The organism is Olsenella sp. kh2p3 (assembly GCA_900119625.1).
In the GTDB taxonomy this organism is placed as follows: Bacteria; Actinomycetota; Coriobacteriia; order Coriobacteriales; family Atopobiaceae; genus Tractidigestivibacter.
Genome location: FPKD01000001.1, coordinates 88,293 through 109,238, shown reverse-complemented (window position 1 = coordinate 109,238; position 20,946 = coordinate 88,293). Strand labels below are relative to the sequence as shown.

At 62.8% G+C, this 20,946-nt stretch carries 16 protein-coding genes; 4 read left to right on the top strand and 12 right to left on the bottom strand.

Annotated features, from left to right (window positions below; all coding sequences use genetic code 11):
• The first annotated feature begins 650 nt into the window (after positions 1–650).
• Positions 651–2,030 (top strand): 8-oxoguanine deaminase, encoded by a 1,380-nt coding sequence (locus BT122_RS00480; protein ID WP_072354135.1) that lies wholly within the window; start codon positions 651–653, stop codon positions 2,028–2,030.
• 70 nt (positions 2,031–2,100) lie between these two features.
• On the opposite strand, the gene BT122_RS00475 is transcribed toward BT122_RS00480, so the two are convergent.
• The 5 genes from BT122_RS00475 to BT122_RS00455 form a co-directional block, all read right to left on the bottom strand.
• Positions 2,101–3,306 (bottom strand): iron-containing alcohol dehydrogenase, encoded by a 1,206-nt coding sequence (locus BT122_RS00475; RefSeq protein WP_072354134.1) that lies wholly within the window; start codon positions 3,304–3,306, stop codon positions 2,101–2,103.
• Between the two features lie 109 nt (positions 3,307–3,415).
• Positions 3,416–4,102, bottom strand: coding sequence for an energy-coupling factor ABC transporter ATP-binding protein (locus tag BT122_RS00470; protein WP_072354133.1), 687 nt, complete (start codon positions 4,100–4,102; stop codon positions 3,416–3,418).
• A gap of 67 nt (positions 4,103–4,169) precedes the next feature.
• Positions 4,170–5,021, bottom strand: coding sequence for an energy-coupling factor transporter transmembrane component T (locus BT122_RS00465; protein WP_218161943.1), 852 nt, complete (start codon positions 5,019–5,021; stop codon positions 4,170–4,172).
• Positions 5,008–6,090 (bottom strand): cobalt transporter CbiM, encoded by a 1,083-nt coding sequence (gene cbiM / locus BT122_RS00460; protein WP_072354132.1) that lies wholly within the window; start codon positions 6,088–6,090, stop codon positions 5,008–5,010. The genes BT122_RS00465 and cbiM overlap by 14 nt, the downstream gene beginning before the upstream one ends.
• 205 nt (positions 6,091–6,295) lie before the next feature.
• Positions 6,296–6,865 (bottom strand): DUF5714 domain-containing protein, encoded by a 570-nt coding sequence (locus BT122_RS00455; RefSeq protein WP_072354131.1) that lies wholly within the window; start codon positions 6,863–6,865, stop codon positions 6,296–6,298.
• Between the two features lie 156 nt (positions 6,866–7,021).
• Between BT122_RS00455 and BT122_RS00450 the strand changes: the two genes are divergently transcribed.
• On the top strand, positions 7,022–8,269 hold the full coding sequence (locus tag BT122_RS00450) for an MFS transporter (RefSeq protein ID WP_083432224.1): 1,248 nt from the start codon (positions 7,022–7,024) through the stop codon (positions 8,267–8,269).
• A gap of 25 nt (positions 8,270–8,294) precedes the next feature.
• On the opposite strand, the gene BT122_RS00445 is transcribed toward BT122_RS00450, so the two are convergent.
• Positions 8,295–9,050, bottom strand: a complete 756-nt coding sequence (locus tag BT122_RS00445; protein WP_072354130.1) for an alpha/beta fold hydrolase — start codon at positions 9,048–9,050, stop codon at positions 8,295–8,297.
• 155 nt (positions 9,051–9,205) lie between these two features.
• Between BT122_RS00445 and BT122_RS00440 the strand changes: the two genes are divergently transcribed.
• Both BT122_RS00440 and BT122_RS00435 read left to right on the top strand, forming a co-directional pair.
• Positions 9,206–9,481: a hypothetical protein gene (locus BT122_RS00440; protein ID WP_072354129.1), complete on the top strand. Its 276-nt coding sequence runs from the start codon at positions 9,206–9,208 to the stop codon at positions 9,479–9,481.
• Positions 9,482–9,788: 307 nt separating this feature from the next.
• Positions 9,789–11,117, top strand: coding sequence for an ATP-binding protein (locus tag BT122_RS00435; protein WP_286130267.1), 1,329 nt, complete (start codon positions 9,789–9,791; stop codon positions 11,115–11,117).
• A gap of 216 nt (positions 11,118–11,333) precedes the next feature.
• On the opposite strand, the gene BT122_RS00430 is transcribed toward BT122_RS00435, so the two are convergent.
• From BT122_RS00430 to BT122_RS00405, 6 genes are all read right to left on the bottom strand, one after another.
• Positions 11,334–12,392, bottom strand: coding sequence for a ribonucleotide-diphosphate reductase subunit beta (locus BT122_RS00430; RefSeq protein ID WP_072354127.1), 1,059 nt, complete (start codon positions 12,390–12,392; stop codon positions 11,334–11,336).
• A 52-nt stretch (positions 12,393–12,444) separates the two neighbouring features.
• Positions 12,445–15,012 (bottom strand): ribonucleoside-diphosphate reductase subunit alpha, encoded by a 2,568-nt coding sequence (locus tag BT122_RS00425; protein WP_072354126.1) that lies wholly within the window; start codon positions 15,010–15,012, stop codon positions 12,445–12,447.
• 464 nt (positions 15,013–15,476) lie between these two features.
• On the bottom strand, positions 15,477–17,663 hold the full coding sequence (locus BT122_RS00420; RefSeq protein ID WP_072354125.1) for a bifunctional metallophosphatase/5'-nucleotidase: 2,187 nt from the start codon (positions 17,661–17,663) through the stop codon (positions 15,477–15,479).
• A 207-nt stretch (positions 17,664–17,870) separates the two neighbouring features.
• The gene (locus tag BT122_RS00415) at positions 17,871–18,257 is read right to left on the bottom strand and encodes an SMI1/KNR4 family protein (RefSeq protein WP_072354124.1); all 387 of its coding nucleotides are present in this window, start codon (positions 18,255–18,257) and stop codon (positions 17,871–17,873) included.
• A 12-nt stretch (positions 18,258–18,269) separates the two neighbouring features.
• Positions 18,270–19,574: an HNH/ENDO VII family nuclease gene (locus BT122_RS00410; RefSeq protein WP_083432223.1), complete on the bottom strand. Its 1,305-nt coding sequence runs from the start codon at positions 19,572–19,574 to the stop codon at positions 18,270–18,272.
• Positions 19,483–20,766: a hypothetical protein gene (locus BT122_RS00405; protein WP_143189927.1), complete on the bottom strand. Its 1,284-nt coding sequence runs from the start codon at positions 20,764–20,766 to the stop codon at positions 19,483–19,485. The genes BT122_RS00410 and BT122_RS00405 overlap by 92 nt, the downstream gene beginning before the upstream one ends.
• Positions 20,767–20,946 lie beyond the last annotated feature (180 nt).

Here is a 20,946-nt window from a genome sequence, read left to right as displayed (position 1 = left end):
AGCGGGCTGCGAACCCGCTGCGCCCCACGTTGTGCCCCCATGTCCGGTGCCCCCGCGGAGAACAGCTCTCTTTCTTAAAAGGCAATCGCATTTGCCCAGTTGGGCGAAACCGGGTTTAAGAAAGAGAGCTATTCTCTGCGGGGGTATTGCGGGTGGGTCGAAGAGCTGCCATGACGGTGAAGATTCTCCGCTCGGAAGGCCTGGCAAATGGGGCTTCGGGACGCCCATTTCGTACGATTGCCCGGTGCTGTGCCCCCCTGTGTCCAAAAATTGCGGTTGCCGGTCCTATTTGGGCGAATCGTCGAGTACGAAGCCCCTAACTTTTTGCGGAGCCGCAGGTAGAGAAATGGCACCTGCAAGGTGATACTAAGCGGAACCCCGAATTTTGACCGGCAACCGCAAATTTTGGGCAATGCCCCTCGGGAGCGCGGGCGTACGGGCCTCTCTATGTTGCGGTTGCAACAGAACCAGCCGCGTGACGCGTGCGCCCGCGCGCTACAATCCCCTCAAGTAACAAGCGGATGGGATTCCGGCGGCCCTCGGCCGAGCACGTGGCACCCCCCATCGCCTTGGCAACGTCCCGGCAGCACGCCGGGCGTTGGCTGGGCGCATGGGCGCCCAGTTGGTCTCTTTGGACGAGAGGAACTGGAATGGGAACGCTGCTTGTAAAGAATGCCGACACTATTGTTACCTGCGACGATGCGAATCACGTGTTCACCCACGCGGACCTTCTCGCAACCGATGGCGTCATCACCTACGTGGGCCCCACCGGTGCGAACGTCGCTGCGGCGCCGTCCGTCGCCGACGAGGTCATCGACGCGCGCGGCAAGGTCGTCTACCCCGGCCTCGTGAACACGCACCACCACTTCTACCAGATCTTCACGCGCAACTACCCCGAGGTCCAGAACCTCGAGCTGTTCCCCTGGCTCACCACGCTCTACGAGTACTGGAAGAACATCGACCCCGAGGTCATGCGCTACGCCACCTACTCCGCCCTCGGCGAGCTGGTGAAGGGCGGCTGCACCACCTGCTTCGACCACCACTACGTGTTCCCCAACGGCGTGGACGGCCTCATGGAGGCGGAGTTCGACGCGGCCTCGCAGATCGGCGCGCGCATGATCGTCTCACGCGGGTCGATGTCGCTCAGCAAGAAGGACGGCGGCCTTCCGCCCGACTCCGTGGTTCAGAGCGTGGACGCCATTCTCGCCGACTCCCAGCGCGCGGTCGAGAAGTTCCACGACCCGGCGCCCTTCTCGATGCGCCAGGTGGTGCTGGCGCCGTGCTCGCCGTTCTCGGTGACCAAGGACCTGCTGGTAGAGTCCGCCAAGTTGGGCCGCTCGCTGGGCGTGCGCCTGCACACCCACCTGTGCGAGACCCTGGACGAGGAGCGCTTCACCATCGAGGCAACGGGCATGCGCCCTCTGGCGTACATGGAGTCCGTCGGCTGGGTGGGCCCCGACGTGTGGTTTGCGCATGGCATCCACTTTAACGATGACGAGCTGCGCGTCCTTGCGCAGACGGGTACGGGCGTGGCGCACTGCCCCATATCAAATATGAAGCTGTCCTCGGGCGTTGCGCGCGTGGGCGATATGCTCAGGCTGGGGATTCCCGTGGGGCTGGGGGTCGACGGTTCGGCGAGCAACGACGGCTCCAGCCTGCTGGAGGAGATGCGCGTGGGCTTCCTGCTCCACCGCCTCAACGAGAGCTACAACGCGCCCACCGGCTACGACATGCTCAAGATTGCCACGCGCGGGGGAGCGCGGGTGCTTGGCCGCCCGGAGATCGGGCAGCTGGCCAGCGGCAAGGCGGCGGACCTCTTCATGATCGACGCCAACCGGCTGGAGCTCACGGGTGCGATGAAGGACCCCAAGGCTGTGCTGGCCGTGGTGGGCTGGCGCGGGCCGGTGGACCGCACCGTTGTTGCCGGCAGGACCGTCATGCAGGGCGGACACCTTGTGGGCATCGACGAGGAGCGCGCGGCCGCCGAGGCAGACGCCTGCTGGCGTCGGTTTGTCGAGAAGAACGCGTAGGGACGCGCCGGGGTGCCGGGCGCGCCGGAAGTGCCGCCCCGCCACCCGGCCGCCCCGCGCCCCGCCGCCGCTAGAACGCCGAGCGGTAGATTGCGCGCGCGTCGTCCATGGTCAGCGGCCTAAGCTCGCCGAAGCGCTCGCCCTTGTTCTGGCGCAGGGTCTCCAGCCAGCCGTCGACCTCCTCCGGCGCAAGGCCAAGGTCGGCAAGCGTCCGCGGCATGCCCAGGCCAACAAAGAAGCGCTGCAGCTCGTCGATGGCAAAGGTGATGGCGTCCTCGGTTGCCTCGTCCGTCTCGTCCACCGGCTCCACATCGAAGACTCCCTGGGCAAAGGCCAGGAAGCGCTCCGGGTTCGAGCGCCAGACGTAGCGCATCCAGGCGGGGAGAATGACGGCCAGGCCAGCGCCGTGCGTGACCTCGGGACGGTGAGCAGAGATCTCATGCTCAAGGCCGTGGCTCTCCCAGCCGCCGGCGCGCTTCTCGGGCGCGGTGGCCCGCCCGCACCCGCAGAGGTCGTTGTGGGCGAGGGTGCCCGACCACATGATGGTGGCGCGGGCGTCGTAGTCGTTGGGCTTCTCGGCCACGGTGTTCGCGGCGTCGATCACCGCGCGGATGATGCCGCACGCGATGTTGTCCGTCACGGGAACGGGACCCGCGCCGCTAAAGAAGCGCTCGCAGATGTGGCAGATGATGTCCACCGCACCAGCGGCCGTCTGGTACTGCGGCAGCGTGAAGGTGACCTCGGGGTCGAGAATCGCCACGCGCGGGCGAAAGACGTCGCCGTTCACGCCGCGCTTGAGGTTGAGCGCGTCGTTGCTGATGACGCAGGACGCCGAGCCCTCCGACCCCGCAGCGGGGATGGTGAGCACGCACGCCACGGGCAGGCAGTCCCCAATGGTTGCCTTGTGCGAGAAGAAATCCCAAACGTCGCCCTGGTAGGGCGTGCCAAACGCGATGGCCTTGGAGCAGTCGATCACGGAGCCGCCGCCAACGGCCAGGACGAGGTCCACCTTCTCGGCACGCGCGAGCTCGATGCCCTTGCGAACCAGGCCAACCTCGGGGTTGGGGCGAACGCCGGCAAGCTCGACGTGGGACACGCCAGCCGCCTCGAGCGATGTGGTCACGCGGGCGAGAAGCCCCGTGCGCACAACCGAGCCGCCGCCGTAGACCAGAAGGACGCGCTTGGCCCCAAGGGCAGCAACCTCCTCGCCGATCTTGTCCGCATAGCCGCGGCCAAACACAAAGCGGGTGGGGGACTGGAACACGAAGTCATTCATGATGCGCCTTTCGCTGACGGGCCGTCATGTCCGGATGACACTTTGTTGCCAGTGCCCATTATGGACGAGAAGGCCGAGAGGGGAGCGCCGCGCGAGAGGCCCGCCCCCGCTAGCGATTGAGGTGGATGTGCGGGCGGTCCTCGTAGCCGTGGTAGTCGCCAAAGTAGACAAAGTAGTCGGCCACCTCGTCGGCGAGGGACTGGTCGTGGGTCGCCACCACCAGCGTCTTGCCCGCGCCCTTGAGCTGGCGAAGGAAGCCCAGCAGCCACTCGCGCGTGCGCTGGTCGAGCCCATTGAGCGGCTCGTCAAAGCAGTACGCGTCGGGGTTCATGGAGAGCACGCAGGCGATGGCCACCTTCTTCTGCTCGCCGCCGGAGAGGTTGTAGGGCGCGCGGCCACGCAGGTGGTCGATGCCCAGAAGCTGGCACACGTCGCTCACGCGGCGAGCCACCTCGTCCTCGCCGAGCTGCATCTGGCGTGGCCCAAAGGCGATCTCCTCCTCCACGCTTGCGCAGAACAGCTGGGAGTCGGAGTCCTGGAAGATGAAGCCCACGCGCTGGTGCAGCCACTTCGAGAACGCGGGGGTGCGCATGCTCTGGGCATCCACGGGCTTGCCGTCAAACAGGTAGGAGCCCTGCTGAGGGAACACGAGCCCGCACATGGCCTTGAGCAGCGTCGACTTGCCAGAGCCGTTGTCGCCCATGAGAACCACGGAGTCGCCGGCGTCGATGGTGAGGTCGATGTGCGAGAGGGTGGGGCGCTCCTCGTACGCAAAGCAGAAGTCGCGAAACTCCATGAGGGGGCGTGAACTCTCGTGCTGCGGGTGGTGCAGCGACCGCGGGTGCCCTGAGGTGTGGACCACGCTAGGCCACCCCCTGCAGGTAGGCAAACAGGACGCCCACCGCCACGAGGGCGAGAAGCCAGGCGAGGTCGATGGGCTTGTGGGCGCCGCGCGGCGCGGCCTGGTACTCGCCCCCGAACCCACGGCAGCGCATGGCGTCGGCAGTGGTGCGTGCCGCCTCGTTTGCCTTCAGGAAGGTCACGCCCCCAACGCCGCCCATGGACGTGCCCTTCGAGCGGTTCTTGCCAACGCTTCGCAGGTCAAGGGCGCAGAGCACCTCGGTGGCAACCTTCCCCAGGGTCACGATGCTCTTGAGGGCAAGCTCGAGGGTCATGATCACCAGGTTCGATACGTGGAAGGCGCGCAGCGCGCCGGTCACCTCGTGGACGGGCGTGGAGAGCGCGACGACCATAGCGGTGCCCACGCACACGAGGACCTTTGTCCCCATGAGTAGCGCCGACTGCGACTGCCCCAGGAGCACGGCCGGTACCATGACAAGGGCGCTCACGCCCGCGGCGGTGAATGACACGCCAACGACGCGGCGCAGCGCCTTGGGCGGAAGCGCTGCGGTTCTCAGCAGCATGCCTGCCAGCACCACCAGCGTAAACGCGAAGTTTGAGCTAAGGGACGTCATGAGGATGACCGCGAGGCCGCAGGCGAGCTTCACGGGCGCGGATGGCGAGAGGGACGTCGACTGCCCGTCGTCCATGCGCAGGCGCGAGAGCACGCCGGTAAGTGACAGCAGGCTCTTCTGGACAAAGCCGTCGCGGTCGGCGGCGGGCACGTATGCCTCGGGCTCAACGAGCCAGGAGGGGAGGGAGTCCCCGGCCGGCTCGGCCTCCTCCAGTTGCGTTCTGTCGCTAGCGCGTCCCAAAGTCAACCTTCGATTTCATCCCGGCGGCGATCGCGCGGAACGCTATGACGAGAAGGGCAACGCCTATGACCGCCGAGAGCACGTACCCAACCCAGTCGGGCAGGCCGCCAAGCGAGTAGTCGGGCAGGAGCGACTGCCACTCCCAGCCGTCGGCCATGCCAGCGGGGGTGTAGCCCACGCTCTGGGCCACGTCCTCGGTTGCCCACTCGCCCCAAGCGTCGCCCGTGGCGAGAAGCCCCAGGGGGGTGAGAACGACGAGGGCAACGAGGAGCGCGGCCAGGCTCGCGCGCGCCGCGTGCGCCTGGGATGCGGTGGGCGCGGTCTTGGTGGCCTCGTCGGCAGGGGCCAGCGCGCCTTCGATTCCAAACGAGGGTGCGGTCTTCCTCACGTAGGCGAGGATGCCCACGGTGAAGATGGCCTCGGCGGCGCCGGCAACCGTGAGGTGGCCGGCGAGCATGGCGGGAACCGAGACCCAGAGCGGGTAGGGGCAGTACAGCGCCTGCCCGGCCGCGTTCGAGAAGAGCAGCGGCTGGATGCCAAACTCGATGGCGGCGCACAGCGCGGCGGCGTTGATGCCCACGTACGAGCCAACCCCGGCGGCCACTAGCTCGAGCGCCGGCGCCTGTGCCCGGCCCTCGCGCGCCTGGGGCTTCTCGGCAGAGGACCTGCTCGTAAAGGCACGCATGACCAGCGCGTATATGCCGTACCCCACCATGGGGAGCACGAACGCCATGTTGAAGCAGTTTGCGCCAAGGGCGAGGATGCCCCCGTCCCCAAACAGGACGGCCTGGATGGCAAGGGCAATGGAGATGGCGAGAACCGCCGCCCAGGGGCCAAAGAGTATGGCGACGAGCGTGCCGCACACGGCGTGTCCCGTGGTGCCGCCCGGGATGGGCACGTTGAACATCATGGCGAGGAAGCTGAACGCCGCGGCTACCCCGAGAAGTGGCATCTTCTCGCGAGGGACCGTCTGGCGGACCCTTCGGGCGGCGTGCAGCCACACGGGAACCATCACGGCACCCATGACTCCGCAGGTGGAGGGGCTTAGGTAGTTCTCGGGTATGTGCATCTTCTCGCCCCATCCGTCTTGTGGCTGCTGGTTGGAAGGTTGGTGCGGGCTGCTCGTCCCGGCTTGCGCCGGTGCGCGGAGCTGCAGCTCGCGTATCACAGGCTACCCGAAACGGGCGAAACGTGCACGAACCGCGCGTCGAGAGCCACGATGCGCGACGCTGTGATCTCGCGTATTGAGACGCCAAGAGAGTGCCCGAGATGCCTCAGCGGCTGGGATAGAACGGGCACCGCTCGCCCAGGCACTGGGCGTTCTGCTGGTGGAACTCGCAGCGGACGTCGTCCTTCTCGAGGCGAACGCCAAAGCGCTCGCGTATGTAGTCGACGGCGGTTTCCAGCGAGACGTACGCGTCGCGCTTGCAGCAGCGCGGCCCGCCGATGCGCGAGAGGGCCTCGAGCGCGCGGGACGTGTACACCATGTGGCTGCCCCACGAGTCGTCGCTCGTGAGCGGGCCGGTCCCCTCAAGGATCGAGAGCGCTGCGCCAACGGATGCCGTGGCGCCGCACACCCCCCAACGGCCACACATGGCGCCGGGCATCTGCAGGCCGCGCGACATGAGCTCGGCAAGCGCCGAGGGAAGGTCGACCTCCCCGCCGGCGTTGCGGTACGCGGTGAGCACGGCCGCGCCGTCGAGAACGTGGTGTTCGGGTCCGTGCATGCGCACGAAGTCCCTGCGTGCGACATTGCGGAAGACCTCGTAGGGGCTCGCGCTCCTCTCGCCCAGGCAGGCGTCGACAATCCTCTGTCCGCGTTCCTCCAGTGTGAGCTCGCCCATGCGTCCTCCCAGCGTTGCGTTGCAAAACGGCTTCATGGTACCCCTGCGGCAGCGGTGCGCACCACCTGGTGCGAGTGACGGTTCCTAGACACCCTCGCCCGCGCGTGCTATAGTCTCGCCCCATTTTCGTTCTGGCGAGAAGGACGGAGCCTCGACGTGGATGACCAGGAAACCAAGAGCCCGCAGGAGGCCATGCGCCCTAACCCCGCGTGGCGGCGCCGCTACTACACCATCCTAGCGGGTCAGGCAGTCTCGCAGGTGGGAAGCTCGGCGGTGCAGTTTGCGCTGGTCTGGTTCCTTGCGCAGGAAACGGCGTCGCCCGCTGCGATGGGACTTGCGGGCCTCGCGGCGTTCCTACCCGGCGCGATCCTCTCGCCTGTGGCGGGCATCGTGGCGGACCGCCACAACCGAAAGCGCGTCTGCATCGCGGCGGACCTTGCTGCGGGCATCATGGCGACGGTGTTTGCGCTGGCAATGGGCTCGTGGGGCGTCTCGGTCGCCGCAGTGATCGCGCTTCTCGCCGCCCGTGCGGCAGCGACCTCGTTCCAGGCTCCCGCGATGCAGGCGATGGTACCGCAGATCGTGCCCGCCGAGTCCCTTGTTGAGGCCGGCGGCATGGCGCAGGCCATAAGCAGCGCCTCCTATATTCTTGGCCCCGTTGTTGGCGGTGCGCTCTTTGCGGCGTTCCCGCTGGCGCTCATCCTGGTGACGGACCTCGTTGGCGCGGTGGTCGCCGCCGTCACGCTGGGCATTGTTCCCGTGCCCGACCACCGTGCGGAGGGGGAGCGCCCCAGGCTCCACCCCGTCCGCGAGCTGCGCGATGGCCTCTCGGTCTTCTGGGAGGACCGCGTGCTCACGCAGGTCATAGTCTCCCTTCTCGTGTTCATGGTGTTCTTCATGCCGCTCTCGTCCTTCTATCCGCTCATGACCAGCGACTTCTTTGGGCTTGGGGCCTTCGAGGGGAGCCTCGTCGAGATGAGCTGGGCGCTGGGGATGCTGGTGGCGGGCATCGCGGTGGCGAAGGCCAACCTCAAGAACGAGGTTCGCGCGTCGTTCTGGGCAACGGTGGCTCTGGGCGCGACCTGCCTTGCCTCGGGGCTGCTGCCCCGGAGCTTTGGCGGCTGGGTGGCGTTCGTTGTTCTCTGCGGCGCGATGGGGGCAACCGCGACCTGCTACGACGTGCCAATCGTGGCGTACATGCAGAAGAGCATCGCGCCCGAGAAGCTTGGCCGGGCCTTCTCGGCGTTCCAGATTGTCTCGATGATCTCGACGCCCATTGGCCTTGCGGTGGCCTCGCCCGTGGCGGAGGTCCTTGGCGTGAGCGCGTGGTTTGGCATCAGTGGCGTGGCGATTGTGCTGCTCGGCGCCGTGATGCTGGTGCTGGAGGGTCGGGCGCGGCGGTAGGGGGAGACTGGCGCCCTGCTTGGCCCTACTCGCCCTGCGTGAACGCGGCAACGGCGTTTGCGGTGAGCCCCTGCTGCTCCTCGACGCTTATCGTGGCAACTCCGTCGCCGTCCTGCGCGCCGTAGTCGCCAAACTGGGCGTGGTTGCCGCCCTCGATCACAAGCTCCGCGTAGTCGTCCGGCCGCAGGTCGGCATGGGATTGCAGCTTGTCTACCTCGCCGTCCTCGGAGCCGTAGACGCTCAGCATCCTAAAGCCCGGCGCGCGCAGGCTCTTGGTGGGGTACGCGGCGAGAACCACCAGCCCGTCAAGCTCGCTGGTGTGGTCGGCGGCGTAGACGGCGGCCATCGCGCCGCCAAGGGAGTGACCGCCCACGTACCAGTGGCTGTAGTGGTACTCGCCACTGCCTAGGATGGAGTCCGCGGCGTTCATGTCGAGAAACGCAAAGTTGAGCGGCATGCGCACGAGAAACACGTCCGTTCCCTTCTCGGCGATGCTTTCTAACTGGGCTGCGTAGGCCTCGCACTGGACCTTGCCGCCGGGATAGAACACCAGCGCGTTCTCTGTGCCAGGCCCATCAAAGAGGTAACCGTTTGCGGTTGCTGTCACGCGGACGGAGTCGCTGCCTGCGAGCGCAGCCTCCGCACGCGCGGTTGCCCGAGAGTAGGTGCTTGCGTAGGCGAGAAATGCCACCACGGCAACCGCGAGCGCCGCGAGCAGTCCCAGCGCTGCGCGACGGAGCTTGACGTGCGTCTTTGCCTTTGCGTTGTTCTCGTTTGCCATGGGTCTCCTCTGCTTGTTTTGCTGCTCCCATGGTAACGGAGCACGCGCGCTGCGCCCCCCGTCGCGCGTGGAGCCGCCGTGGAATTGTGGGCTGCGGTATAGCGTTTGTCTCGTGCGGATAGAATGGCTCCGGTCACTTCGAGAAGGGGTAAACCATGGCAGAGCAGGAAGTTGGTCCGGTTGGGTCGTCGAGCAGCAAGGTCACTAACGAGAAGATTCTGGCGCTGGTGCCCGAGGAGAGCGTGAAGCGGATTCCGTTCTTCGTGCGCAAGCACGCGCTGAGCAAGACGTTCGAGAAGATCGAGCTCGAGCATCCGGACCTCTACGCCGTCGCGGCGCAGGAGGGCGAGCTGCCGGCTGACGCGCGCGAGCAGCTGAGCCAGATCGTGAACGGGATCTTCGAGCAGAAGCTGAAGAAGCACAACCTATAGGCGGCGCGCTGCGACGGCGGTAGGCGCTGCAGCGACGGCAGTCTTTATTGGCGGGCGGCTCCGGAGGCGGGGTCGCCCGCTTTTCTCAGCTGGGGACTGATCGATGACGTCGTGATAGCATGAAGTTTCGCAGACAGCCAAAAATGGACGTTTAAGATTTCGCAAATAGCCAATTATGGCTGTATTCGACATCGCAAATCGCCAATACCGTCTGTTTGCGATAGAGTATGAGACGTATCCCACACTACCAGACCGTTACGTCATCACAGATTCTTTTTCGGGGGGCATCGTTATGAAGCGCGCGGCAATGAGCGATCTTGAGCGATGGGCAAAGTCTCCAAAACGCAAGCCGCTTGTTGTGACTGGCGCGCGACAGGTGGGAAAGACCTGGCTTGTCCTGGAGTTTGGTCGCGAGCACTTTGATGCCGTCGCGCACGTGACGTTTCTCGACAACGAGGTAATGAAGAACGTGTTTGCAGGATCGCTTGATCCTGCTCGTCTTCTCACGGCGATCTCGGCATATACGGGGACCGATGCCTCCAACGGGCGCACCCTCGTGTTCTTTGACGAGATTCAAGAGTGCCCGCGCGCCATTGCGTCTCTCAAGCAGTTCTGCGAATTGCGCCCAGATATTCCCGTTGTTGCAGCGGGGTCTCTCCTGGGCGTCGCCATGAGCAGACTCTCCTCGCAGCAGGAGGATGCCCAGCGGATTTCGTGGCCGGTAGGCAAAGTCGACTACCTCGACATGCACCCCATGACCTTCAAAGAATTCGTGGAAGCAATGGGCGAGCCACGACTTTCCCAGCTACTCGGAAGGGATTCGCTCGACCTGGCAAGTGCGCTTGGCGAGAAGTACGAGGATTTGCTCAAGCTCTATCTCTACGTCGGCGGTATGCCAGAGGCGGTGCAGGCATATATCGACACGCACCTTCTTGGTGAATCGCGTAAGGTGCAGCAAAGATTGCTTCGTGACTATGAGTTCGATTTTTCGAAGCACGTGTCGGCTCCGGCGGATTCCGAGCGAATTCGAGAGGTCTGGCGCTCCGTCCCCACGCAGATTTCGCGCGAGACTGGCATCAATAAGTTCGCGTATTCTAAGGTCAAGGCGGGCGGTAGGGGACGAGAGTATAGGGATGCGGTCTCCTGGCTTGTCGATGCTGGCTTGGTCACAAGGGTGCCAAGGGTTTCTCGGCCTGGCATCCCGCTTCTTACGTACGCCGAAGACCGCTCCTTCAAGCTGTTCCTTCTCGACGTGGGTCTTCTAGGTGCTGCCTACGGCCTTGACCAGGACGTTATTGTGCGAGGTGATTCCCTCTACGCCCAAGGCAAGGGTGCCTATGCCGAGCAGTACGTGTGTCAGCAGCTTGTGGCGAGCAATTCTTGCGTTCCGTATTACTGGTCAGCCGACGGCAGGACGGATAAGGCCGAGGTCGACTTTGTCTACGAGTGTCGGGGAAAGGTGATTCCGCTCGAGGTCAAGTCCGACGACAACGTGCGCAGCAGGAGTCTTGCCAAGTTCTCCAAGGAATTTGGCATAGAGAGGTGCCAGCGGCTTTCTCTGCGCGGCTACAAGGACGAGGGATGGCTCGTAAATCTGCCTCTCTTTGCCGCCGACGTGCTGCCTGACACGTTGTGAGGTAGGCAGTCGCGGCGGTGGCGTGAGATCGCGCTTCTCGTCCCGGAGGTCGATACACATTCGTTGTCCGAATGTGTATCGACCTGGGCGCGTCACAGATTCGGGTACGAATGTGTATCGGCGAGAAGCGCGGCCGTGCGCGGCGGTGGGGCATCCGTCCGTCCCGGCCGGCGAGAAGCGCGGTCGCACGGCGGAGCCCCGCAATCGTCCGCGCCCCTACAGGTCGTCCACCAGGGCGGTCGACTTGGCGTACGCGGTCGAGCGCGCCTCGAAGAAGTCCGTCTTCACCATGTTTGCGTTGCTGTACTGCGAGACCCAGGCCATGTCCGCCGGCTCCTCGGCAAACTCGGGGTAGAGCTGGCCCATCCCCAGCGAGCTCCACCGAAGGTTGCCCAGGTAGTGGATATAGTCGCTCACCTGCTGGCCGGTGAGGCCGGGGATGTTCTCGCCAATCACGTACTGGCCCCAGGCGATTTCCTGGCGCACGCCCTCCTCGAGCATCTCGCGCAGCTCCTCCACGGCCTCATCGGTGAAGAGCTGCGGCTCCTCGCGTTGCAGCTCGAGGATCATGTTGCGGAAGAGCCACAAATGCGTGTTCTCGTCGCGGTTGATGTAGCGAATCTCCTGTGCGCTGCCAGGCATCTTGCCGTTGCGCGCGAGGTTGTAGAAGAACATGAACCCCGAGTAGAAGTACACGCCCTCAAGGATGAAGTTCGCCATCATGACGCGAAGCAGCGCGGGCGCGTCCTGGCGCTCTTGGAACTCGTTGTAGAGGTTGCCGATGAAGGTGTTTCTCGCCAGCAGGTGCTCGTCGGTCTTCCACTGGTAGAGGATGTCGTTTCGCTGCTCGGGGCTGCAGATCGTGTCCAGCATGTACGAGTAGCTCTGCGAGTGCACGCACTCCTGGAAGGTCTGGATGTGCAGGCACAGGTTGACCTCGTTTGCCGTGATGAACTCGCCCACGTTGGGGAGGTTCGCGGTCTGCAGCGAGTCGAGAAAGACGAGAAACGAGAGGATCTTGTCGTACGCGGTGCGCTCGGCGGGCAGGAGGTTTGGGTAGTCCTTCACGTCCTGCGAGAGGTTGATCTCCTCGGGAATCCAGAAGTTGTTCATGGCCTGTCGGTACCAGTCCGAGGTCCAGGCGTACTTCACGTTGTTGAAGTCGTTGAGGTTGGTGGTGTTGCCGCCGATGAGGCGCCTTGCGCGCACGTCGGTGTCGCCGTTGGGGTTGAAGAGCGCCTTGGGCGAGAGGCGCGTGCCGTTTGCCTGCTGCATGGGGTTCCTTTCTGGTGGTCTGGGGGCGTGTGCCAGGGCGTGCGCCCGCGCCCTAGCTCGAGCAGCTCTCGCACTCCTCGACCTCGAGCGACTTGCTGCGCACGTAGTAGACGGTCTTGACGCCGTCGCGCCATGCCTCGAGGTAGAGGTCGAGCACCTGTCGCATGGTGTACTCGTTGGTGATGTAGAGGTTCACGGACTGCGCCTGGTCGATGTGGCGCTGGCGCACGCCGGCGGCGCGCACGCTCCATGTCTGGTCGATCATGTGGGCCGGCTTGTAGTACCACCAGGTCTCGGGCGAGAGCTCCGGAGCGACGCGCGGGAGCATGGAGCCCTTCTTCTCCTCGAGGAAGAACTTGCGCATCACGGGGTCGAGCCCGGCCGTGGTGCCTGCGATGATCGATGTCGAGCTGGTGGGTGCCACGGCGAGAAGGTACGCGTTGCGCATGCCGTGGGTGGCCACGCGCTCGGCGAGCGCCCGCCACTCGGGCGAGCTGTAGCCGCGCTTCTCGAAGTACGCGCCGGTCTGCCAGTCTGAGCCCTCGAACTTCTCGTACGCGCCGCGCTCCTCGGCAAGCGCGCACGAGGCCTCGATGGCGTTGCGGTTGATGCGCTCGAAAACGTCGTCCGCAAAGTGCAGGTGTTCCTCGCTCTCCCACATGAGGCCGCGTTTTGCCAGCATGTGGTGGTAGCCCGAGACGCCCAGGCCAACCGAGCGGTAGCGGCGGTTTGTTATCTTCGCGTAGGGGAGGGCGTAGAAGTTGAGGTCGATCACGTTGTCGAGCGCGCGGACGGCGGTCTCGACCGTGCGGGCGAGGTAGGCGTCGTCCTCCACTGGCAGGCGACCGAGCGAGAGGCTCGCGAGGTTGCAAACCACGAAGTCGCCGGGACGCGTGGTGGTCACCACGACGGTGTCGCCGTCCTCGGTCACGACCTCCTGCGAGACGCTTTGGATCTCGCTCGTGTTCTGGGCGATCTCGGTGCAGAGGTTCGAGCAGTAGATCACGCCTGCGTGTGGGTTGGGGTTCGCGCGGTTCACGGTGTCGCGCATGAACGCGAACGGCGTGCCCGTCTCGACGGCGCTGCGCAGGACGAGGCGCACGACGTCCTTTACGGTAACGGTGCGCTTGGGGATGCGAGGGTCGGCAACGCATTCGAGGTAGCGGCGCTCCCACTCCTCGCCGAAGTAGTCCTCGAGCGCGTAGCCCTTCACCGTGAGGATGTCGTGGGGGCACATGAGGTGCCAGGGCTGGTCGAGGTCCTGCTCGGCCATGCGCCAGAACAGGTCCGGGTAGCAGACCGCCGGGAACACGTCGTGCGCCTTCATGCGGTCGTCGCCGTTGTTGGTGCGAAGCTGCAGAAACTCTGGAAGGTCGCGATGCCAGGCGTCCAGGTAGACGGCCACGGCGCCGGCCCGCACGCCCAGCTGGTCCACGGCCACGGCGGTGTCGTTGATCACGCGGATCCAGCGCACCACGCCGCCGGCCGCGCCCTCGAACCCACGGATGCTGCCGCCTTTGGCGCGAACCTTGCCCAGGTACATGCCCATGCCACCACCAAACTTGGAGACCATGGCAAAGTTGTCCACGCTCCGGTAGATGCCCTCGAGGCTGTCGGGCACGGTGTCGATGAAGCAGCTCGAAAGCTGGTGGTGCGGCTTGCGGGCGTTGGAGAGGGTCGGCGTTGCCATGGTGACCTCGAGGCGGCTGAGCATGTCGTAGAAGCGCCGGACCCAGCCCATGCGCGCCTCCGGCCGCTCGCGCATAGCCAGGTGCAGCGCGATGCCCATGAACATCTCCTGCGGGGACTCTAGGGGCACATGGTCGTGGCTGCAAATTACGTAGCGCTTGAGCAGGAGATCGAGGCCGGGGTAGTCGAGAAGTTCGTCACGGGTGGAATCAATCCAGGACGATGCCTGGCAGATCTCCTCGCGCGTGTAGTGCTCGAGGATGTAGGGACCGTAGAGGCCCTGGTCGGTGAGGTAGCGGATCTTCTCGTAGAGGGAGCCCAGGCCGCGCGCCCGCTCCTCTCGCGCAAGGTGTCGCGTGGCGACAAAGGAGAGGAGCCTGCCGGCGATGAGCTCCCAGCCTGACGCCTCGGGCGTGGTGAGCTCAACCGCTGCGTGTACCAGGGCGTTCTCGCGCTCAGCGAGAGACATCGAGGGCTTCGCGAAGCCCTGGAACTTTGCCGCGAGCGCAGAGAGCGGGTAGGCCTTGGGGTCGAAGTCGCGCGAGACCTTGGCGAGCACGGCGTCCAACGTGCGAGCAGACTGCTGCGCATCTGCGTCAGGCTGTCCTCCGGGCTCCGCAAACACGAGCGAGCAGATCGCATGGCGAGCGGCGCGCAGCTCTGCACGCCGGTGCCGATAGAGGATGTACGCCTTGGCGGCATCGTAGTGGCCAGTCTCCATGAGCGCCCGCTCGACCAGGTCCTGGATCTGCTCGACCTCGGTTGCGCCGTTGGTCGCGAGGGCCTCCTCCACCCGTACGAGCAGCGACTCGAGGGCGTTCTCGTCATGCGCGGCTGGGTCGGACACCTCTGCCAGCGCCTTGTCCATGGCACGGGCGATCTTGCTCCTGTCGTAGGTCTCGATGCGACCGTCTCGCTTGGTAACTTGCATATGGACCCCGTTCTGCGGCGCGGGAGCCGCTTGTGCGTGAGTTGGGCGACGGGCGGTGAGCTGGGTGCGCACGCATTTCCATCTTTGGTATGGCTGGTTGGACAGTCCCACCGTTGGGGATATATGCTATCAGATTAGTGACAATATGTGCCAGTGGTTGTGGTCGATGTTTCTCACAGCACAATATGCAGTAGTGAGTGGATGAACGAATGGAAGTGATGTACGTCGGTGCTCTTCCACATGAAAAAATGCTCTATCGAACGGTGCCTTCCGGCAACATACATCAATAAAGAAACTATACTTGCATAATTAGGTATATTCCGTAGTTAACATACAATATTATGTAAAAATCATTTAAGTTTGATAATAATTACAAGACAGCACCGTTCTTGCAGGCCAAAATGATGCCGGCTCTTTCAGTGGCGAACCACGAACGAGCCGGCAGGAGGGACAAGCGTCAATTCCTACTTTGCCTTGCGGCGAGCAACAATTCCAATGGCAACTAGTGCGCCTCCTGCTGCGAGAAGCCCTGCCCAGCCAGCGGGGGTGGCGTCAGACGTGTCAGGCACGCGCTCCGCATTGGGGACGCGCGGGGCTGGCTTCGCACTTGCCTGCGCCGGAGGCTCGTCTGACGTCGGGGTGGGCGTGGACGCAGGCGTGTCCTCCTCTTCTCCCTCAGAGGGCCTTTCTCCTTCGCCAGTGCCGGGAGTGCCGGGCGTTGGCATGGCGTCGAAGTTCACGTAGGTTGCGTCCGTGCAATCAAGGCGCACGTCACCAGATGCCAGGAGCTGGACCTGATTGATGGAGTCCTCAAAGAGCGCTGCCTGCTCGTCGGTGAGGTCCATCTCGACGTGTGCCTGGCCCGCGTACGGCGTGAGCTTGATGCCGTCCTCATCGGCAATCGCGCCGGTGTCAGTTACCGGCCAGTAGCCAAAGTCGACGCCGTTTACGGCAACGTGGACGTAGGTCGGGCGCGTCTCGCCAGCAGTGAATGAGAGACCGCACACGTCAAAGGACACGTGGCTGCCCGTTTTCTGGAGGTTCGCGAACCCCACGGAGTGGCGCCGCACGGCGGGCTGCACCTTATCCGCATGGTTCTGAAGCCACGAGACCATTGCATCAAGGTCTATGTATCCAGTCTCGACGTATCCGGTGCCCAGTTTGAAGGCGGTGAAGTTGTCGCAGCCTGAAAGCAGGAACGAGTTACCGGCCACACGATACGTTGCGTTGTCGTCCACTTCCTGACCGTTCAACTGCACAGAGAAGACCTCTCCGCGCTGGTTGCCGCTCTCGTCCGTCACGAGCTTGAAAGCGTAGGTCACGTTGTCGGAAAGGCCAAGCCAGAGCACCGGCCGCTTGTTGCCGGGCTGCCACTGCTGGTTGAGAAGCTCCTTCAGCTGCGCGCCGGTAAGGGTGACAAGTGCGTTGGCGTTGCCAAAGGGCAGTACGTCGTGCGCCTCCATGTAGGTGATGACGCCGTCGCCGTTGGTGTCAAGCTCGTTGCGCAGGCCGCCGGAGTTCACCACGCCAATGTCTGCCGTTCCAGCGCCCAACGTATCGTTTGTGGCGTCGAGGGTTGCCGTAGCCACGAGCGTGCCAAGGGTCGACTCGCTTCCGCGGTTCTCCTGGTTGCCTGCCGCCACGGTCTGGTCGAGACTTGGGTCGCCCGTGGCGCGGGCGAGTGTTGTGTCCCCCAGCGCGTTGGAGCGGATGGTGCCAACCTGTTCCGCGCCGATCTCCCTAGCCTTGGCTTCGGCGGCGTCCGCAATGCTCTTGGCGGTGGCGTCCTCGGGGGCGTCCTTGGCAATCTGGGTGACCTTTTCGCCAACCGTAAGGTTGTCTGCGTCATCCCAGGTGAGGTCGATGGTCGCGAGAGCCTGGCCGTAGTGGTCCGCCTGCACGATTGGCGCTCCGGCGTCGGTTTGTCCTTCGGCCAAAACGTGCGTGTGTCCGGCCACAACCGCGTCGACGTCCGGGGAAAGGCCCTTGAGGGCGTCCGAGCCCTCGTGCGCAAGGACGACTACGGCATCTGCCTCGCCATTGGACGGGTCGCCGTCCTTCAGCTGGTGCGCATAGTAGTCGACCGACTTTGTGACCGAGCTGGTCGTGATGTTGCCAAGAAGGGCCGGATTTACTGCGCTGGGAAGAGACTCAAGAGTTGCGCCCACAAATGCCACCGTCTTGCCGGAAATGACCTGCGTTGTGTAGGAGGGGATCTTTGTGGTGTCCACGTCGTTCAGGTTGGCCGCCACGTACTGTACGGGCGAGAAGTACGGAATCACGCGGTCGTAGAGGTCGGCGACACCGTTGTCAAACTCGTGGTTGCCCGTTGCCGAGACGGTGAGCCCCATGGCCTTGAGCTGGTCCATCGCGGGGACGTCGCGCTGGATAGACGACGCAAAGTAGGAGGCGTTGATGTTGTCTCCCGCAGATACCAAGGTTGTGGTGCTTGCTCCGTAAGCGGCGCGCTCTTGGTCGATTGTGCCGGCAAGCCGGGCGCCATTCTCGATGTGTCCGTGGAAGTCGGTAATTGCAAGGACGTGAACTTGGGTCTGCTCCGCAAGTGCGGCGGCAGGGGCACCGAGAAGTACCGCCAAGGTGGTGAAGAGGCAGGCGATAGCGCATAGGAAACGGGCAGGCGTACGTCTCATGGGGTCCTCCACAAGAACATGGCCAAGCCAAGTCTTTGGCTTGGCACGCCTTCAGCTCCTTTTATTGTTTTTATATCACAGGCAGGACGAGGCGCCACGTAAGGTCTTCGAAACGAACAACCCGCCAGACGCGCTATGGAATACACGAGGGGCGGGCGAGCGGCAGGTGTTGGGCAAAGAGCAGCCAATCGTATCCAAGAGCTGGCGTCAGCCTTGAAGGAACTCTAGAAGTGAGTCATAGGTTTTTCTCGGCTTGGTACCCGGACTGGTTTCGAATACCTCACCTGTTGCCGACTGCCATACCACAATGCCGTCAATGTGAGTTTCCTCGATGACGTATTTGTCGTCGTATCCTGCGAGTTTCTTTCTCTGCTCCATCGTGGCATTCACAACGTCAACTCGCCAAGATGAGCCGAGCCCAGTAAGTTCATGGCCATCGACTGCCGCAATGCCGCACGTGGAGAGGTACTCACGGTAGTCCAGTGCAAAGCGTATGCCGAGCGCATCTTCGGCAGCGTTGATCGCCTGACAGGAAACGCCGCCACTTCCGATGAAGCCCCCTAGCTTTTCAAGCTGCTCTTTTATCCCCGCCATCGAGACGCCCCTCTAATTTGATGCGCTAACAGTCCTCGCGAGTGCTTTATAGAATGTCTTGCGCGTTTTGTCCCAGTTAGAGCCATGCTCAACTTCACTCATTATTCCTGGGGTATTGAGAATTCCGGGCTGGTCGTGCTCTTCCTTAGTGAGCATGGCGAGTGTTCCATCAGCTTTCTGGTTGATGTGATGTAGTTCATAGGGATTGCCGTTTGTGTCAACTGGTGCTCCGCCGGCGTTCATACGCTCGAGGTTCGTTACCGTTTTCCCGCCAAATTCACTCGTTTTGTCAAGGTCGATATCGCGGACGAGGGCCGTTCTTCCGTTTACGATTCGCGCTTTAAGACCGGCGTCCTTGTAGATGCTGTATTCGTCCATGCTCTTGAACTGCTCTATGACGTCGAGTGGGTAATGAGATTCTTTTTGGATTTGGTAGACCTCAGCTACAGTCAGACCATTTTTTGTTGCCCGATAGAAAGCGTCTGCTCCACCAGCTGCCTTAACCGCGGCCGCTCCGCCAGCTGTCGCAAGAGCAGAGCCAGTGATGGCGCCCCACTTGAACTCTTCGCTCCCAGAGATCGCCGCCGCTTTTGCCGCCTCTTCGACGTCGCCGGTCTCCACGCCTGTGGTTATGCCAGCAATGGCAGCTGCGATTCCACCGGAAGAAAGGGCTATGGTGGTACCGGTTTTTGCGGCGCTTGCAAGCACGACGGATACGAGCGGAGCACTGCCGGAGGTTGCTACCGAGATGGTTGCACAGACGAGAATGGCTCCAGTGCCAATCGCAACGTTCTTGACGACCTTTTCGTAGGTGTTGTCATACGCCTCGAATGCCCTTACCGTAGTCTGGCCCTTATCGCCAAGAGCAAAAACGTACTTGTTGCCTTGAAATACGTCCTGGAGTTCCGAGATAGTGTGGCCGTAGTAAATGTTCTCCTGGGAGTTTGCGCTGAGCTCTTCGATGTACTCTTGCGACACATAGCGAACGTGAATGTCCTCGACGGCATACCCTTCAGGGAGCTGCTCAGTGAGTTGCTCGTAGACGGAGTCTTGTACGTAGTAGGGCAGGTCGGTATCACTCATGCCGCTAAACTCTGGGACCGTCTCGTCCTTCGTGGCGTCAGTGCTTTCGGTGGCGGCATCGCCGGAAGATGCGTTATTGCTTGGTACAGTTGCGCAGCCCTGAAGCGTGAGTGCAAGCGTGAGAATGACGACGATGAGCTTATTACTCAGCATGATCGCCGTCCTTTTCTTGACTACGAATAGATTCGTTGGGGTTGTTCGGTATGCCGGGATCTCCTGTGCCGTTGGAGGCATCCCCCCTCCCTCGCAGGAAGGCGACTATCGCCAGGGCTGCTATTGCCACTACTGCTGCGATGATGGTCGGCATGCTAATTGAGCGGTTGTCCTCAGCGGGTTCTGCTGCGTTCGCAGAATCCGGCGTCGTAGGCGGTTCGGAGCCCGCTTTTGCTGTCGGCCAGGTGATGGTTCCGTCATCATCAATTTGAGCGCCTTGTGCAATCTTGTTTTCGATTTCTTCAATTGAGTAACCTGTTACGGCATATGCCTTCATGACTGGGTCTGTTCCCACATAGATTTTCTTCACGGTTGTTTCACCTGTCGTGGGGTTAGTTGCGGTAATCGTGTAAATGCCTTCGTCTGTGTATTGCTTGCCGTCCTCGGCAGGGGCATTTGAACGTACATCCTCAACCAGCTCGTCCCTTCCTTCGGCCATGACCTCGCGTTTTACGTTTACATCGAGGTAGCGCGACTTTGCCATGTCGATGGTGAAGCCGTTCTCGGTGAGGGACTCATTTGTGAGCTCGGAGCCTGTTGAGGAGTCAAACAGGAAGACCATGGCGTTGCCGTTGCGAACTGAGAAACTGAACGTGATGTGGTAGTCGGTGTATTCAGGCAAGATTGAGACGCCAAAGAATGGCACTTTCCTCGGGTCATTTCTAATTTCGTAGTCAAGTGTTGCCTCATAGTCACCCTCTTCAAAGAGCTGTACCTCGGTGTCTGCGTTCTCCGACACAGTGGCAGCGAGAAAGTCGACATATATCTGAGGCGCGCTTTTCGAGTTCTGATAATCAGTTTGGCGGACGATAAACGTTCCGCGGCCAAAATCCTGCTTGTCGACCTCGAAGGACTGATCATAGCCATTGGTGTCATCTGCAATAGAAAGGCTGCCGTTGCCGTTGAGAGCGTCGATGTCCTGATCGAGTCTAAAGTGCAGGGAAACGGTGTCGTCTGCCAGCTTTAGGAAGGTAGGGGTCTCGTCTCTGCTTACGCTTGTGAAACCGGTCACATAGAACGCGCCTAGGCTCCAGCCATACTGTGGGTCATCCTGCTCCACCTGGTTGTACTCGCTGTAGCCGGTATCTAGGCCTGCGTTAGTGAGCTCGCCTAGATAGTAGGTCTGACCGCCCTCTGCGAGCGCCGGAGTTGCGGAAACGGTGATTGCTAGTAGTGACCCTATCGCCAGGGCTCCAATTCGAAAGCGCGCCAAGGGATCCTCCTGAAAGCCATCTCCTTCCACGGTCTGCTGGTCCGGGTTGGGCCGCATGCCATGGTTGTCGTGTTACGTAGTGCTCTTAGGGGAGTTTACAGGCAATTGCGGTGATGGCTGGGAAGCTTTCCGCTACCGTTCTGGCGATTGGCGGTGGTCGCGATGCTTGTGTTCGGTCGC

Bases quoted from the DNA above. Each gene is read 5' to 3' on its own strand.
- BT122_RS00425 (WP_072354126.1), bottom strand. From the start codon at position 15,012: ATGCAAGTTACCAAGCGAGACGGTCGCATCGAGACCTACGACAGGAGC.
- BT122_RS00470 (WP_072354133.1), bottom strand. From the start codon at position 4,102: ATGGAGTTTCGCGACTTCTGCTTTGCGTACGAGGAGCGCCCCACCCTC.
- BT122_RS00415 (WP_072354124.1), bottom strand. From the start codon at position 18,257: ATGGCGGGGATAAAAGAGCAGCTTGAAAAGCTAGGGGGCTTCATCGGA.
- BT122_RS00435 (WP_286130267.1), top strand. From the start codon at position 9,789: ATGAGCGATCTTGAGCGATGGGCAAAGTCTCCAAAACGCAAGCCGCTT.
- BT122_RS00455 (WP_072354131.1), bottom strand. From the start codon at position 6,865: ATGGGCGAGCTCACACTGGAGGAACGCGGACAGAGGATTGTCGACGCC.
- BT122_RS00480 (WP_072354135.1), top strand. From the start codon at position 651: ATGGGAACGCTGCTTGTAAAGAATGCCGACACTATTGTTACCTGCGAC.
- BT122_RS00410 (WP_083432223.1), bottom strand. From the start codon at position 19,574: ATGCCTCCAACGGCACAGGAGATCCCGGCATACCGAACAACCCCAACG.
- BT122_RS00440 (WP_072354129.1), top strand. From the start codon at position 9,206: ATGGCAGAGCAGGAAGTTGGTCCGGTTGGGTCGTCGAGCAGCAAGGTC.
- BT122_RS00475 (WP_072354134.1), bottom strand. From the start codon at position 3,306: ATGAATGACTTCGTGTTCCAGTCCCCCACCCGCTTTGTGTTTGGCCGC.
- BT122_RS00420 (WP_072354125.1), bottom strand. From the start codon at position 17,663: ATGAGACGTACGCCTGCCCGTTTCCTATGCGCTATCGCCTGCCTCTTC.
- BT122_RS00430 (WP_072354127.1), bottom strand. From the start codon at position 12,392: ATGCAGCAGGCAAACGGCACGCGCCTCTCGCCCAAGGCGCTCTTCAAC.
- cbiM (WP_072354132.1), bottom strand. From the start codon at position 6,090: ATGCACATACCCGAGAACTACCTAAGCCCCTCCACCTGCGGAGTCATG.
- BT122_RS00445 (WP_072354130.1), bottom strand. From the start codon at position 9,050: ATGGCAAACGAGAACAACGCAAAGGCAAAGACGCACGTCAAGCTCCGT.